The sequence below is a fragment of the Streptomyces sp. NPDC041200 genome, assembly GCF_055591805.1.
Genome location: NZ_JBVIZF010000001.1, coordinates 933133 through 948379, shown reverse-complemented (window position 1 = coordinate 948379; position 15247 = coordinate 933133). Strand labels below are relative to the sequence as shown.

Below are 15247 nucleotides of genomic sequence, written 5' to 3'. Positions count from 1 at the left end.
ACACGGCACCCTCTGGCGCACAACGGCGGATCTGACGACGGCACTGCTCTTCGCTGATTGGGGCCCTTTCGATGACATCTACGCTCGTACGGCGGCGCCACCCGCACCCCTCCCCGCCGCGCACGGCGGACCCGCACGCCCGCGCCCGCGACTGGGCGGAGATCCAGGAACGGATGCTGGTGCCGCTGTACGAGGCCGTGTACGAACGGCTGGACGTCGGCACCGGCACGCGGCTGCTGGGGCTGGGCTGCGGCTCGGGACTCGCCCTTCTCATGGCGGCCGGGCGCGGCGCCGACGTCTGCGGGGTCGACACGGACGAGCCGCGCCTCGCGCTGGCGCGGGAGCGGCTGGGCGACCCGGTGCGGCTGGGGCCCGGCGACGCGGAGTCGGCGTGCGCGCGGGAGGCGGCGGCGGTCTCCCGCTTCTCGGTCGTGACCGCCTTCGAGCCGCTGCCCGCCCCGGCGGCGGGCGGCACCGGCGGGCTCGGCGCGGCGGCCTCCTCGCTCACGGCGGCCGCGGCGCTCGCCGAGCGCGGCGGCGCGGTGGTGCTGGCCGGGTGGGGTCCGCCGGAGCGGTGCGCCACCTCGTCGGTCCTGCGGGTGGGGGCCCGGCTCGCCGACCCGATGTGCGCCCCGGCGCGCTGGCGGCCGTGCGGCCGGGACGACCTGGAGACGCTGGCCGAGCGGGCCGGGCTGCGGCCGGACGGATCGGGGCGGGTGGCCTGCCCGTTCGGGTACGCCGACCTGGACAGCGCGGTGCGCGGACTGCTCTCGACGGGGCTGTTCGACGCGGCGGAGCGGGCGACCGATCCGACACAGGTGCGCAAGGAGATAGCGGAGGCGCTGCATCCGTATCAGCGTCCGGACGGGACGGTGTGGATGCCGAACGTCCTGCGGTACCTGATCGCCCGGGCCTGAACGTCCGGGCCTGAACGTCCGCACATACGGGGGCGCGGGCCCCTGCCGTCCGTGGCAGGGACCCGCGCACCCGGTGCTGTGCGGGCGGGTTCAGCCCATGAACTTCTTGAACTCGTCGGGAAGTTCGAAGTCCTGGCCGCCCTGGCCGCCGGGCGCGCCGAACGCGCCGCCCTGCTGGCCCGCCTGCTCACGGCGGGCCGCGGCGGCCTGCTCGTCGGCCTTCCGCTTCATCGGGTTGCCGCTGCGCTGCTTGCCCTTGACCTTCTTCTGCTGCTTGCCCTTGCGCTTGGCGCTGCCGCCGCCCGGCATGCCCGGCATCCCGGGCATCCCCGGCATGCCGCCGCCCTGGGCCATCTTCGACATCATCTTGCGCGCTTCGAAGAACCGCTCCACCAGGTTCTTGACCGCGCTCACCTCGACGCCGGAACCCCGGGCGATACGGGCACGGCGGGAGCCGTTGATGATGTTCGGGTCCTGGCGCTCGCCCGGCGTCATCGACTTGATGATCGCGGCCGTGCGGTCCACGTCCCGCTCGTCCAGATTGTTGATCTGGTCCTTCATCTGGCCCATGCCCGGCAGCATGCCGAGCAGCTTGGAGATGGAGCCCATCTTGCGGACCTGCTCCATCTGCGCCAGGAAGTCGTCGAGCGTGAACTCCTTGGGGCCCTTCGCCAGCTTGGCCGCCATCTTCTCGGCCTCTTGCTGGCTGAAGGTCTGCTCGGCCTTCTCGATGAGGCTGAGCATGTCGCCCATGCCGAGGATGCGGGACGCCATGCGGTCCGGGTGGAACGCGTCGAAGTCGTCCAGCTTCTCGCCGTTGGAGGCGAACATGATCTGACGGCCGGTGACATGCGCGATGGACAGCGCGGCACCGCCGCGCGCGTCGCCGTCGAGCTTGGAGAGCACCACGCCGTCGAAGCCGACGCCGTCGCGGAACGCCTCGGCGGTGTTCACCGCGTCCTGGCCGATCATCGCGTCGACGACGAACAGGACCTCGTCCGGGCTGACCGCGTCGCGGATGTCCGCGGCCTGACGCATCAGTTCCTCGTCGATGCCGAGGCGTCCGGCGGTGTCGACGATCACGACGTCGTGCTGCTTGGTCTTGGCGAACTCGATCGAGTCCTGGGCCACCTTCACCGGGTCGCCGACGCCGTTGCCCGGCTCCGGCGCGAACACCGCGACGCCCGCGCGCTCGGCGACCACCGAGAGCTGGTTGACGGCGTTGGGGCGCTGGAGGTCACACGCGACGAGCAGCGGCGCGTGGCCCTGGCCCTTCAGCCAGCGGCCGAGCTTTCCGGCGAGCGTCGTCTTACCGGCGCCCTGCAGACCGGCGAGCATGATGACCGTCGGGGGCTGCTTGGCGAAGCGCAGGCGGCGGGCGTCGCCACCGAGGATGCCGATCAGCTCCTCGTTGACGATCTTGATGACCTGCTGGGCCGGGTTCAGCGCCTGGGAGACCTCGGCGCCGAGGCTGCGCTCCTTGACCTGCTTGATGAACGCCCGTACGACGGGCAGCGCGACGTCCGCCTCGAGCAGGGCGATCCGGATCTCGCGTGCCGTCGCGTCGATGTCCGCCTCGCTGAGGCGGCCCTTGCCCCGGAGGTTCTTGAAAGTCGCTGCGAGGCGATCGGAGAGGGTATCGAACACGGTGGTCGCGAATCCTTCGGTCGGATGTCGGGTCGGCGGTCGGCCTCCAAGGGTATCCGCACGCCGCGGTAACGGTCTGCCCCCGGGCGTGTGCCACTCGGTCGGAGGGTCTTCCCCCACCCCGCCCCTACCCGAACCGGGGCTCCGCCCCGGCCCCCGCTCCTCAATCGCCGGAGGGGCTGGGGTGGGGCACATCCACCCCGGGCCGCTCCTCAAACGCCGGAGGGGCTGCGGGTGGGGGGGGCTCCGCCCCTGGACACCCGGCTCGCGGGACGCCGGAGAGGCCGGGGGTGCGTCCCCGGCCCTGGGCCCGGCTGTCCGCATGCCGGTGGGGGCGGGGGCGTCTCCGGCATGCGGGACCGGTCCGGGAACTCCACCGGCTGCCGCGGGAAGGTGCCCCCATCCCCGGGGCCCAGGCGGGTTCCTGTTCGGCCTCGCCGCGGCGGACGGCCGGTGGGAGCGCTAGCGCAGGGCCTGTTCCACCTCTCGGGCCAGTTCCGCCGCACGCATGGGGGCCAGGGGGGCGCCGGTGGAGTCCGTGACGTAGAACGCATCGACCGCGTTCGCGCCCAGCGTGCTGACGTGGGCGCTGCGGACCGTGACGCCGGACGCCTCCAGGGCGCGGCCGATGCGGTGGAGGAGGCCGGGGATGTCCTGGGCGCGGACCTCGATCACGGTGGCGAGCTGTGAGCTGCCGGGCGCGACCGTCACCCGCGGGGGCGGGGCGTGGATGCCTCGGCGGCGCGGGTACTTGCGGTAGGCGGCCTCGCGCTCGGCGAGCCGCGCGACGATGTCGAGCGAGCCGTCCAGGGCCCGGAGCAGATCGTTCCGCAGCCGGGCGGCCTGCGGCAGCGATCCGTATTCGGCGGCCACCCGCCAGCTCAGCAGCAGGACGCCGCCGGGCTTGTCGGCGCCGTCCAGCTCCGACGGCAGTTCCACGGCGCGCAGGTCGGCCGCCCGCACCGTGAGCCGGTGCAGGGCGAGCACCCCGGCGGCCGCGGCCAGCACTCCGGACTGGTCGGGGACGGCGATCAGCAGCTCGACGCCGATCGGTTCCGGTTCCGCCGCCTCCTCGGGTGCCGTCCCGGTGGGCGTGCCCGGCGGCAGCGCCTCCGACCGGGCGTGGAGGGCGAGCACCGGGCCGCCGGTGCGGCACGCCTCGATCGCGAGCCGTTCCTGCTCGGCGGTGATCTGCTGCGGGGCGTCCGGGTCGGCGGCGGGCTCGCCCGCGAGGACGGCGGCGACCCGCTTGACCAGGTCGGCGACGAGCGCGCCACGCCAGGCGCTCCACGCCGCGGGCCCGGTGGCCAGCGCGTCGGCCTCGGTGAGGGCGTGCAGCAGCTCCAGGGTGGCGGGGCCGCGGACGGCCTCGGCGACCGAGCGCACGGTGGCCGGGTCGTCCAGGTCGCGGCGGGTGGCGGTCTCGACGAGGAGCAGATGGTGGCGTACGAGGGTGGCGAGGACGGACACATCGGCGCGGTCGAAGCCGATCCGGGTGGCCACGTCCCGGACGATCGTCTCCCCCACCACCGAGTGGTCGCCGGGCCAGCCCTTGCCGATGTCGTGCAGCAGCGCGGCGACCAGCAGCAGGTCGGGGCGGCCGACGCGGCGGCTGAGGGCGCTCGCGCGCACCGCGGTCTCGACGAGATGGCGGTCGACGGTCCAGCGGTGCACGGGGTTGCGCTGCGGGCGGCAGCGCACCCGCTCCCAGTCCGGCAGCAGCCGGGTGATCAGGCCCTCGGCCTCCAGGGCCTCCCACACCGGCACGGTGGACTCGCCCGCGCCCAGCAGGGTGACCAGTTCCTCCCGGGCCTCGGGCGGCCAGGGCACCGGCAGCGGGCCCGTGGCGGCGGCCAGCCGCCGTACGGCGTGCAGCGAGAGCGGAAGACCGGCCTGGGCGGCGGCCGCGGCGGCCCGCAGCGGGAGCACGGGGTCGCGCTCGGGGCGCGCGGCGCGGGCGAGCACCACCTCGCCGTCCTGTTCGACGACGCCCTCGGCGAGCGGGCTGCGCTCCGCCGGGGTCTGCGCGGAGCCGGAGCCCCCGCGTCCGCGGCCGCCGAGCAGTCCGCGCAGCCGCGGCCGGCTCCCCGAGCGGGCGCGCAGCACCCGGTCGACCTCGCGCCAGGTGACATCGCTCGCGTACGCGATGGTCCGGGCCGACTCGTAGACCTGGCGCAGCAGGGCGTCGGCGTCCATCAGGCCGACCTCGGCCGCGACCTGGTCCTGTTCCTGGAGGGAGAGGCGGTCGGTGGCCCGGCCGGTGGCCAGGTGGAGCGCGTCGCGCGTGTCCAGCAGCCGCCGCCGGGCCTCGTCCAGGCCCTCGCGGGGCGCGTCGGCGAGCCAGGAGGCGGCGATGGCCCGCAGCGCGGTGGCGTCGCGCAGTCCGCCGCGCGCCTCCTTCACGTCGGGTTCGAGCAGGTACTGCAGCTCGCCGTGGCGCTCGGCGCGCTCCTGGCACAGCTCGCGCAGTTCGGGCAGGCGCTTCGGGGCCTGGGCGCGCCAGTCCGCGAGGACCGTGGTGCGCAGGCCCGCGGTGAGGGCGGCGTCTCCCGCGAGATGGCGGGCGTCCAACAGGCCGAGCTGGACCTTCAGGTCCTCGGCGGCGGTCTTGCGGGCCTCGCCGGGGGTGCGTACGGAGTGGTCGAGGGCCAGCCCCATGTCCCAGACGGGGTACCAGACGTGGTCGGCCAGTGCCGCGAGGGCCGAGGAATCGGCGGAGCCGTCGTGCAGCAGGACGACGTCGAGGTCGCTGCGCGGGGACAGCTCGCCGCGTCCGTATCCGCCGACCGCCACCAGCGCGACGCCCTCCGTGATCCCGGAGGTCTCGGCGCCGCCGGTGAGCAGCGCGGCCAGCCACTGGTCGGTGAGTCCGGCGAGCGCGCCACGGCGCGGCGGCCCGGACCGCGACTCCTCCTGGAGGAGCCGCAGCCGGGCCGCCGCGTAGCCGCCGGGGCCCGAGTCGGTGGTCTCTGTCGTTGCCTCGACGCGTTCCGTCAACTCGGCTGCTCCCTGTCAGCTGGACATGCGCTTGCTGGATGCCTCACGGGTGGCTCACAAGGCGTCCGGGCCCCGTTCGCCGGTCCTGACCCGGACCGCGGTCTCGACGGGGACGCTCCAGACCTTGCCGTCCCCGATCTTTCCGGTGCGGGCGGCCTTGACCACGACCTCGACGAGTTCGTCGGCGTCCTCGTCCTCGGCCAGCACCTCGATGCGGACCTTGGGCACCAGGTCGACGGTGTACTCCGCGCCCCGGTAGACCTCGGTGTGGCCGCGCTGGCGCCCGTAGCCGCTGGCCTCGGTGACGGTCAGGCCCTGCACGCCGAACGCCTGGAGGGCTTCCTTGATCTCGTCGAGCCGGTGCGGCTTCACAACCGCCGTGATGAGCTTCACGCGTCCACCTTCTTCGGGTCCTTCTTGGCGTCCTTCTTCTTCGCCTCGCCGACCGCCGAGTGCGCGGCCGCCTGGAGGCCGCCGAGGGAGGTACCACCGCCGGCCCCCGCGTAGTCGTACGCCGTCTCGGCGTGCTCGACCTGGTCGATCCCGGCGACCTCGTCGTCCTCGTCCACCCGGAAGCCCATGACCAGGTCGATGACCTTGGCCAGGATCGCGGAGACGATCAGGGAGTAGGCGAGGACCGCGAAGGCACCGGCGGCCTGCTTGCCGAGCTGGCTGAAGTCGCCGCCGTAGAACAGACCCTTGGCGTCGCTCTGCACCCGGCCGGTGGCGAAGAGGCCGATGAGCAGCGAACCGATGAGGCCGCCGACCATGTGGACGCCGACGACGTCGAGCGAGTCGTCGTAGCCGAACTTGTACTTCAGGCCGACCGCCATGGCGCAGACGACACCGGCGATGACGCCGATCGCGATCGCGCCGAGCGGGCTGACCGCGCCGCAGGCCGGGGTGATCGCGACGAGCCCGGAGACGGCGCCGGAGGCGGCGCCCAGGGTGGTGAAGGAGCCGTGCCGGATCTTCTCGTACGCGAGCCAGCCGAGCATCGCGGAGGCGGTGGCGACCTGGGTGTTGGTGAAGGCGGCCGCGGTGACGCCGTCGGCGCCGAGCCAGGAGCCGCCGTTGAAGCCGAACCAGCCGAACCACAGCAGACCGGCGCCGAGCATGACCAGCGGCAGGCTGTGCGGCCGCATCGGGTCCTTCTTGAAGCCGACCCGCTTGCCGATGACGAGGATCACGCCGAGCGCGGCGGCGCCCGCGTTGATGTGGACGGCCGTACCACCGGCGAAGTCGATCACGCCGAGCTTGAAGGCCCAGCCGTCGGGAGCCCACACCCAGTGCGCGACCGGGAAGTAGACGACCGTCGCCCACAGGGCGATGAACACCGCCCAGGCGGAGAACTTCACGCGGTCCGCGAGAGCACCGCTGATCAGCGCCGGGGTGATGATCGCGAACATCATCTGGAACAGGGCGAAGACATAGATCGGAATCGTGTACCCGGGCCACAGCTCGGTCAGCCCGATGTTGTGCATGCCCAGCCAGTCGAAGCCGCCGAACAGGTCATTGCCCTTGTCGAAGGCGACGCTGAAGCCGTAGAGGACCCACAGGACGGTGACGATGCCGATGCTGATGAAGCTCATCATCAGCATGTTCAGCACGCTTTTGACGCGGACCATGCCGCCGTAGAAGAAGGCAAGGCCGGGCGTCATGATCAGGACCAGGGCGGCGCACAGCAGCATGAACCCGGTGTTGGCCGCGCTGAGTGCGTCATCGGGTGTGATCTTGTCCGCGGCAAGCATCGTGATGCCCACTGGCATCGGCGTCTCCTCGCTGTCGAAACGGCCCGTGCGGGCAATAAACAAAAGGGCCGGTATTCGCCACGAGATTGGCGCAGCGCCGTTTCAGTCGATGCCCCTCGATGTTTCGCGGCAGTGACGAAGGGCGCGGGCGTGTTACGCGCCGATGAATTGACGGTAAGCGGTCCTTCCGCTCCGTTACCGTGTCGCAGCCCGCTCCGGGCCGCCTCAGACGGCCCGGGGGGCGCCCGTCCCGTCCGGGGAGTCGGGCAGCATTTCGACGAGCCTGTCGCTCAGCTCGACGACCTCGGGCACGTCCCCGAAGTGGCGCACCGCCGTGTCCACGGTCTTGCGGAGGCGGTTGTTCACCCGCTCCGAGCGGATCCGCTGGGCGAGCGGCAGCGCCTTCCCGGCGACCTCCGCACACTGCTCGGGCTGCTTCTGGAGGAGGTGGACGGTGGCCATGCCGATCAGGTTGAGCGCATACGAACGCTGGTGTCCGCCCTCGCCCTCGGCGGTCTCCTCGCCGAAGAGGCGCACGGCGTTGCGCATCACCGGGTCGGCGAGCTGGGCGTAGGTGGGGCTGCGGCCCGCGACGTAGGCGAGGTCGCGGTAGGAGTGGGCGTTCTCCGCGTTCAGCTCGGCCTCGGAGAAGAAGTCGATCCAGTTCGGGTCGCCGTCGCCCGTGGCGCAGTCGGCGAAGGTGTCCTCGGCCATCTTGACGGCGCGGTGGCACTTGCTGGGCTGGCCCATGTTGGCGTACGCCCGGCCCTCCATCGCATACAGCATGGCCTGGGTGCGCGGGGTGGCGCTCTCCCGGCTGCCGTACTGCGCGAGGTGGATCAGCTCCAGCGCGTCGTCCGGCCGCCCGACGTGGATCATCTGGCGGCTCATGCTGGAGAGGATGTACGAGCCGAGCGGGCGGTCGCCGGACTCCTTGGCGGCGTGCAGCGCGAGGACGAAGTACTTCTGGGCGGTGGGCTGGAGCCCGATGTCGTAGCTCATCCACCCGGCCAGCTCGGCCAGCTCGCCCGCGACCTTGAACAGCCGCTTGGACACCGCCTCGGTGTGCGACTCCTGGAGCAGGTCGGTGACCTCGTGCAGCTGGCCGACCACCGCCTTGCGGCGCAGCCCGCCGCCGCACTGGGCGTCCCAGGCGCGGAACATCGTGATGGTGGACTCCAGCAGCTCCAGCTCCGGCTCGGAGAGCCGGGAGATGCGCCGGGAGCGGCCGCTGTCCGCCGCGCGCGCGCCGCCGGGCGCCCCGCTCGGCGAGGGCACCAGCCAGCGCTGCATCGGCTCGATGAGGGCGGGGCCCGCGGAGAGGGCGAGGGAGGTGCCGAGGAAGCCGCGCCGGGCGAGCATGAGGTCGCTGCGGGAGAACTCGCCGATCAGCGCGACGGTCTCGGGACCGGCCCAAGGAAGATCCACTCCGGACACGGACGGTGACCGGTGGGCGGGGCGCAGCCCCAGGTCCTCGATGCCGACCACGCAGCCGAAGCGCTCGGAGAACAGCTCGGAGAGGATCTGCGGGATCGGCTCGCGCGGCTGTTCCCCGTCCAGCCAGCGGCGCACCCGCGAGGTGTCCGTACTGATGTGATGGGCGCCTAACTGACGCGCTCTGCGGTTGACTTGGCGGGCCAGCTCCCCCTTCGACCAGCCGCTGCGCACAAACCACGACCCCAGCTGCGCGTTGGGTCGCTTGTCAGCACCGCCGCCGCTGTCGCCCACCGGAACGCCCCCATCCCACGAATCTTTCCGGACCGCCACCAGAATGCCCTCTGTCACGGTCAGTTGTCCCCGCGATACGGCGCATCAACCGTCCGCCGCCGGAACCGGCCCTTGCCAGTGGCAAGTACCGGACCGCGGCCGGGCATATGCTCGCCATCGGGGATCGTGCACCGAAAGTAATCCTACGATCACGCTCTATGCGAGGTGGATCGGGAAAACGCCACCATTCGCCACCCCTTCGAATGAACCCCGTCGCCGATTCACACGATTCACTTGACACGGGGCGACCGGAAGAACGCGAAGAGGTGCACAGCGGGGCGTACGCGCCGTTCCACACCACCCGTTACACCGCGACACACCACCCGCCGCACCACATCGGCGACGGAGCGTCATGAGTGCGCTCCGGCTCGTAACCATCGAGAGCGCGACCCGTTGGAGGGGGCATGGGCTTCACGATCGGCGGCATCCGGGAGATGCGGTCCGGCTCACGGCGCCGCGGCCGTACGTCCGAGTCCACCACGGTGGCGGAGTACACCGGGCTGTGGGGCTGGGACGTGGTGCCGGGCGCCCGGGCCACGCGCGGCGGCTCGGGCGGCTCGGGCGAATGCTCCTGCGGTGCTGCCGACTGTCCCTCCCCCGGCGCCCATCCGCTCGGCTTCGTGCCCGGCGTACCTGCGGGCGCCACGCTCGACGCCGCCGCGGCGGCGTGGGAGGAGGTCCCGGGGGCGGCCGTCCTGCTGCCCGTGGGCCGGTCGTTCGACGTCCTGGAGGTGGCCGAGTACGCGGGGCGGCACGCTCTGGTGCGGCTGGAGCGGATGGGCCTGCCGCTCGGCCCGGTGGCCGTCACCCCGCACGGGCGCGCCCAGTTCTTCGTCGAGCCGGGGGCCGCGGCCGAACTCCCCGGCCTCCTCTACCGCATGGGCTGGGACGACGCCGATCTCGATCTGAGCTGCTTAGGGAAGGGCGACCACATCACCGCGCCGCCCTCCGACCTCGGGGGCATGGGACCGGTGCGCTGGCTGCGCCCGCCGACCCTCGACACGGCGGGTCGCCCGCCGCACGCCCGGCTGGTGCTGGGCACCCTCGCCTATGTGAGCCACCGCGCCGGGTCCTGAGGGCGCCGCGTCCCTCCGTAAAACGCCGGACAAACGCCGGACGGGCTTGAATCGGTGGTCGATTCAAGCCCGTCCGGCGTTGGGGGACGGCGTGAGGGACCGGATCAGTCGCCGATCAGCGCGTCGACGAACGCCTCCGGCTCGAACGGCGCCAGGTCGTCCGCGCCCTCGCCCAGCCCGATCAGCTTGACCGGTACGCCCAGTTCGCGCTGGACCGCGACGACGATGCCGCCCTTGGCGGTGCCGTCCAGCTTGGTGAGCACGATGCCGGTGATGTCCACCACCTCGCGGAAGACCCGCGCCTGCACCAGGCCGTTCTGCCCGGTGGTGGCGTCGAGCACGAGCAGCACCTCGTCCACCGTGCCGTGCTTCTCCACGACCCGCTTGACCTTGCCCAGCTCGTCCATCAGGCCGGTCTTGGTGTGCAGCCGCCCGGCGGTGTCGATGAGGACGACGTCCGCGGACTCGGCGATTCCCTCCTTCACCGCGTCGAAGCCGACCGACGCCGGGTCGCCGCCCTCGGGGCCGCGGACCGTACGGGCGCCGACCCGCTCGCCCCAGGTCTGCAGCTGATCGGCGGCGGCCGCCCGGAACGTGTCCGCCGCGCCCAGCACGACCGACTTGCCGTCGGCCACCAGGACCCGGGCCAGCTTGCCGGTGGTGGTGGTCTTGCCGGTGCCGTTGACCCCGACGACCATGACGACGCCCGGCTTCTCCTCGCCGTTCGCCCCCACCCCGCTCTCGGTGTGCACGGTGCGGTCGGCCTCGGTGCCGACGAGGTGCAGCAGCTCCTCGCGCAGCAGCCCGCGCAGCTCCTCGGGGCTGCGGGTGCCGAGCACCTTGACGCGCTCGCGCAGCCGCTCGACCAGCTCCTGGGTCGGGGCGACGCCGACGTCGGCGGTCAGCAGCGTGTCCTCGATCTCCTCCCAGGTGTCGTCGTCGAGGTGCTCACGGGACAGCAGCGTCAGCAGCCCCTTGCCCAGAGTCGTCTGGGAACGGGACAGCCGGGCGCGCAGCCGGACCAGCCGGCCGGCGGTCGGCTCCGGAACCTCGACCGGCGGGGCCTCCGGCGCGGCGGGGGCGGCGGCCTCCGCGGGCGCGGCCGGCGCCTCGGCGCCGGGCAGGTCCACCTCTTCGATGGTTCTGCGCGGTTCCTCGCGCGGGGTTTCGGCCTCCTCGCCGACGTGCGGTTCGGCGGGCGGCGCGGTGACGGACGGGCTGCTCGGCGGTGCCGGGGGCAGTCGCTTCTTCTTGCGGCTGCTGATCACAAGCCCGCTGATCGCGGCGAGCGCGACCACAGCGATGACTACAGCAAGGATGACGAATTCCATAACCCACCCAGTATCAGACACACGGCCAAGGGAGTCATTCGCCTCGTCACTCGCCTCCGAGACCGGCTTCGCGGGCCCGGACGATCGCCTGGGCCCGGTCGTGCACCTGGAGCTTGGCGAAGATCGAGCCGACGTGGTTGCGCACGGTCTTGTCCGTGACCACCAGCCGCTGGGCGATCTGCCGGTAGCCGAGCCCGCCCGCGAGCAGGTCCAGCACCTCCCGTTCGCGCGCGGTGAGGGTCGGGAACGCCTCCTTGGCCGACGCCGCGCCGGAGGCGCCCAGCAGCGCCCCCAGCCGCTCCGCCATGCGCGGGCTGAAGACGGCGCCGCCGCGCACCACCGTGTGCAGGGCGCGCAGGATCTCGTCCCGGCCCGCGCCCTTGAGGAGATAGCCACGGGCCCCGGCGCGCACGGCGGCCAGCAGGCTGTCGTCGTCCTCGGACATCGTCATGACCATCACCCGCGCCTCGGGGCGGGCGCACAGGATCCGCCGGGTGGCCTCCAGACCGGACCGGCCGGGCAGCCCGAGGTCCATCACCACCAGATCGGGCGCGGCCCGCCCGGCCTCGGCGACCGCCTCGTCCGCGCAGGCCGCCTGGCCGACGACGGTGAAGGCGTCGTCCAGGTTGAGGGCGGCGGCCAGGCCCTCGCGGAAGAGCGGATGGTCGTCGACGAGGAGGACGCGCCACTGCGCGGTGCCCACCGGGGCGGTCACGGCGGCACCCGCCGGCGGGCCCACCGGCGCGGTCATGGGGCCGGGGTCCTCTCCCTGGGCTTGGCCTGGGTGATGAGTGTCGTACAGGACCGGCATCCGGTGTGCTCCAGGTGTTCCTCTGGGTCCTCGTGCTCCCCGGGGCCGATGAGCGGCAGCACCGCGTGCACCACGGTGCCGGTCGCGGAGCCGGTGACCGTGCAGGAGCCGCCGATCTCCTCGGCCCGTTCCCGGACCGAGGCCAGCCCGACGCCGTGCACCGCGGTCTCCGGCAGTCCGCTGCCGTCGTCGGTGATCGTGATGTCGAGGGTTTCGAGGGTGTCGGGATCGGTGGCGAGTTCGACCCGGACCTGGCGCGCCCGGGCGTGTCGTACGGCGTTGGTGAGCGACTCGGCCGCGATCCGGTACGCCGCGGTCTCGACGCCCGGCGACAGCGGGGGCAGGACGGCGGGCCTGCTGGCCACGCTCACCCGCAGCCCGTCCACGCCCAGCCGCCGCGCCAGGTCCCGCACCGCACCGGCGAGGCCGCGCTCGGCGAGGGCGGCCGGGGCGAGCCCGGCGGTGATGCGGCGCACCTCGACCAGGGCCTCGGCGAGGGTTTCGGCGGCCTCGCAGAGCTGGACGCGGGCCGGGTGGCCGGGCGGGCAGGAGGTCTGGGCGATGTCCAGGCGCAGCCGTACGGCGGCGAGTTGGGGCCCGAGGCCGTCGTGGATCTCCCGGCGCAGCCTGCGCCGCTCCTGCTCGCGGGCGAGCACCAGCCGCTCGCGGGCGGCCTGGGCCTCCTCGGCCAGCCGCAGCGCGGCGAGCGCGGGGGCGGCCTGGTCGGCGAGGAGGGACAGCAGCCCGCTGTCGCGCTCGGCGGGCGTGCCGGAGCCGTCGCGGGAGACGTCGAGCCGCCCGACGGTGCGGCCGTGGTGGCGCAGCGGATAGGTCTGGACGCGGCCGGTGAGGGGCGCCCCGGCGTCGGCCAGCCGACGGGGCCCGGCGCGGGTGTCGACGCTGACGGCGGCCCCGGAGACGCCGAGGTCCTCGACGGCGCTGCGGCAGATCTGCTGGGGCACCTCGCCGGGGTGCGGGGCCTGTTGCAGGCGTACGGCCAGGGCGCTGACGGCTTCGTGCGGCCGGGCCCGGGGCCCGTAGAAGGCGCGCTCGACGCGGAGGGTGAGCCAGCGGGCGGACGGCCGCAGCGCGCAGCCCAGCAGCAGGGCGCCGCCGACGGCGGTGACGGTGGTCCCGTCGCGCACGGAGGGGAGTCCGGCCTGCACGGCGACGGCGGCGCAGACGACGACGGCGGCGAGCGAGGTGAGGACGAAGGCGCGGGCGAGCCGGTGGCTGGTGGAGCGGTCGAGCCGCCAGATCCCGGTGCGGGCGACGCCCAGACAGATGGCGGCCGCCCAGACCGCGCTGCCGAGGGTGCGGGCCGCGATCGTGGGCATGCCCTCGCCCCACTCCGACAGCAGGAGCGAGACGCAGGCCGGGTAGGCGGCGGCCAGCAGGGCCCAGTCGCGCCGCTCGGCGCCGCCGGAGACGGCGGCGCGGCAGCACAGGGCGGCCGTGACGGCGACCGCCACGCTGCGCAGCACCCAGGGCTCCGCCGCCGCGTAGGTGTCGAGGTGGTCGAAGGCCCATTGGCCGCCGGCGGTGTGGAAGGCGGGGTTGGTGACCGCGCCGACCCGTGGCTCGCTGATCAGCCACAGCGCGGCGTAACCGAGCCAGTAGGCGGAGGCGGCCGCGCTCATGGCCCACCAGTGCCAGCGCCGCTTGGCACCGCGGGGGAAGAGCCACAGCGGCAGCAGCAGGACGGTCAGCGGCCGGCAGACCATGGCGGCGACCGCGAGCAGCAGGGACACGGCGGCGCCCGCCGGGCCCAGCCCGGCGGGCCCCAGCAGGTCGGCGACGGCCGAGGGCAGCAGCCACAGGGCGCCCGCCACCAGCAGCACTCCGCCGTAGCGCCGGGCGGACCGCTCGGCGAGCAGCAGGACGCCGACGCCGAGCACCGGGACGCCCACGGCCACCGAGGTCAGGAGCGTGGTGCCGCGCATGCGGGGGGAGGACAGGTCGAGCCACTGGTCGTTGATCCGCAGCAGACCGGCGAGCCAACCCGCCAGCACCACGACGAACAGCGCCGACACCCCGCCCGCGGCCTGCACGGCACGGTCTTTCGGAAGGGCGTGCCGCATGTCAGCCGGCGGTCGGCCCGGTGAGGCGCGCGGCGCCGCCCCGGACCCACAGCGTGACGTAGGCGCTGCGGCCGGGGCGGCACTTGTACTCGTCCCACTTGCTCTTCTCCACCCCGGCCTGCCCCGCCTTCCGGCAGGCGCCCTGGGTGTCGAAGTGCCCTTCCTCCCGCCACCCCGCGCCACCGGAGGCGGTGGCGGGGGAGGCACTGGCGGTCCACATGACGGTTCCCGCGAGCAGGCCGAGCGCCGTGGTGGCGCGGATTCGGGAAAGTCGCATCTTCAACCTCCTGGTACTCGCCCGTGCCTTACCCCGCATCTCGGCTCTGAAGTGCGCGGACGGCATGCCCCACCCGAACCGGTGACCCGCCCGCACCCGCGTTCCGGTGGCGCGTTCACCCTTTCCGGTTCATCGCGGCTTCACCGCGCCCGTCACCATGCCTGCCACCGCGCCTGTCACCAGACCTGGAAGAGGATGGCGACGGCGATCGACTCGGCCTCGTCGTAGGGGATTCCGTACCGCATCAGGGTGAGCATGACGGGCTGCGCCGCCCAGATGTCCAGGGTGTCCAGGTAGTTGGCGAGCCGGTGGGCGTAGCGGCGCACCATGGCGGTCTCGCGCGGGGTGAGCCGCCCGAGCACCTTGGCGAGGAGATCGCCGCCGTGGCGCAGCGCGGTGACCATCAGCCGCTGACGGATGCGCTGTGCCTCGGCGGGGGTGAGCCCGCCCGCGAAGAGCGCTTCCTTCGCGGCCTCCAGTTCCCGGGTGTCGCCCTCGCTGAGCCGGACCCGGCCGACCAGGTCGTCGATGTCGGATGTGGTGATGAGCGTTTCCCCCGTGGTGATCATGCGCCCCTCCTCGGGTGATGGTG

At 73.4% G+C, this 15247-nt stretch carries 12 protein-coding genes; 2 read left to right on the top strand and 10 right to left on the bottom strand.

Annotated features, from left to right (window positions below; all coding sequences use genetic code 11):
* Window positions 1–71 precede the first annotated feature (71 nt).
* Window positions 72–917, top strand: a complete 846-nt coding sequence (locus ACZ6CL_RS04425) for a methyltransferase domain-containing protein (protein ID WP_468930928.1) — start codon at window positions 72–74, stop codon at window positions 915–917.
* A 90-nt stretch (window positions 918–1007) separates the two neighbouring features.
* On the opposite strand, the gene ffh is transcribed toward ACZ6CL_RS04425, so the two are convergent.
* From ffh to nsdA, 5 genes are all read right to left on the bottom strand, one after another.
* Window positions 1008–2564, bottom strand: coding sequence for a signal recognition particle protein (gene ffh, locus ACZ6CL_RS04420; RefSeq protein WP_468930926.1), 1557 nt, complete (start codon window positions 2562–2564; stop codon window positions 1008–1010).
* A 462-nt stretch (window positions 2565–3026) separates the two neighbouring features.
* Window positions 3027–5561: a [protein-PII] uridylyltransferase gene (locus ACZ6CL_RS04415; RefSeq protein WP_468930923.1), complete on the bottom strand. Its 2535-nt coding sequence runs from the start codon at window positions 5559–5561 to the stop codon at window positions 3027–3029.
* 54 nt (window positions 5562–5615) lie between these two features.
* A complete protein-coding gene (locus tag ACZ6CL_RS04410; protein WP_468930921.1) occupies window positions 5616–5954 on the bottom strand; it encodes a P-II family nitrogen regulator in 339 nt (112 codons plus the stop codon).
* A complete protein-coding gene (locus tag ACZ6CL_RS04405; RefSeq protein WP_468930920.1) occupies window positions 5951–7330 on the bottom strand; it encodes an ammonium transporter in 1380 nt (459 codons plus the stop codon). The genes ACZ6CL_RS04410 and ACZ6CL_RS04405 overlap by 4 nt, the downstream gene beginning before the upstream one ends.
* A 207-nt stretch (window positions 7331–7537) precedes the next feature.
* Entirely contained in the window at window positions 7538–9040 is a 1503-nt protein-coding gene (gene nsdA / locus ACZ6CL_RS04400) for a transcriptional repressor NsdA (protein ID WP_468931281.1), read from the bottom strand.
* Between the two features lie 443 nt (window positions 9041–9483).
* On the opposite strand from nsdA, the gene ACZ6CL_RS04395 reads away from it, so the two are divergent.
* Window positions 9484–10155, top strand: a complete 672-nt coding sequence (locus tag ACZ6CL_RS04395; protein WP_468930918.1) for a bifunctional DNA primase/polymerase — start codon at window positions 9484–9486, stop codon at window positions 10153–10155.
* A 104-nt stretch (window positions 10156–10259) separates the two neighbouring features.
* Here ACZ6CL_RS04395 and ftsY read toward each other — a convergent pair whose 3' ends face one another.
* From ftsY to ACZ6CL_RS04370, 5 genes are all read right to left on the bottom strand, one after another.
* Window positions 10260–11486: a signal recognition particle-docking protein FtsY gene (gene ftsY, locus ACZ6CL_RS04390; RefSeq protein ID WP_385439389.1), complete on the bottom strand. Its 1227-nt coding sequence runs from the start codon at window positions 11484–11486 to the stop codon at window positions 10260–10262.
* Between the two features lie 46 nt (window positions 11487–11532).
* On the bottom strand, window positions 11533–12237 hold the full coding sequence (locus tag ACZ6CL_RS04385; protein WP_468930916.1) for a response regulator: 705 nt from the start codon (window positions 12235–12237) through the stop codon (window positions 11533–11535).
* The gene (locus tag ACZ6CL_RS04380) at window positions 12234–14378 is read right to left on the bottom strand and encodes a sensor histidine kinase (RefSeq protein ID WP_468930914.1); all 2145 of its coding nucleotides are present in this window, start codon (window positions 14376–14378) and stop codon (window positions 12234–12236) included. The genes ACZ6CL_RS04385 and ACZ6CL_RS04380 overlap by 4 nt, the downstream gene beginning before the upstream one ends.
* 1 nt (window position 14379) lies before the next feature.
* Window positions 14380–14655 carry a hypothetical protein gene (locus ACZ6CL_RS04375; RefSeq protein WP_468930911.1) on the bottom strand — a complete coding sequence of 92 codons (276 nt, stop codon included), beginning with the start codon at window positions 14653–14655 and terminating at the stop codon, window positions 14380–14382.
* Window positions 14656–14831: 176 nt separating this feature from the next.
* Window positions 14832–15224, bottom strand: coding sequence for a hypothetical protein (locus ACZ6CL_RS04370; protein ID WP_468930909.1), 393 nt, complete (start codon window positions 15222–15224; stop codon window positions 14832–14834).
* Between the last annotated feature and the right edge of the window lie 23 nt (window positions 15225–15247).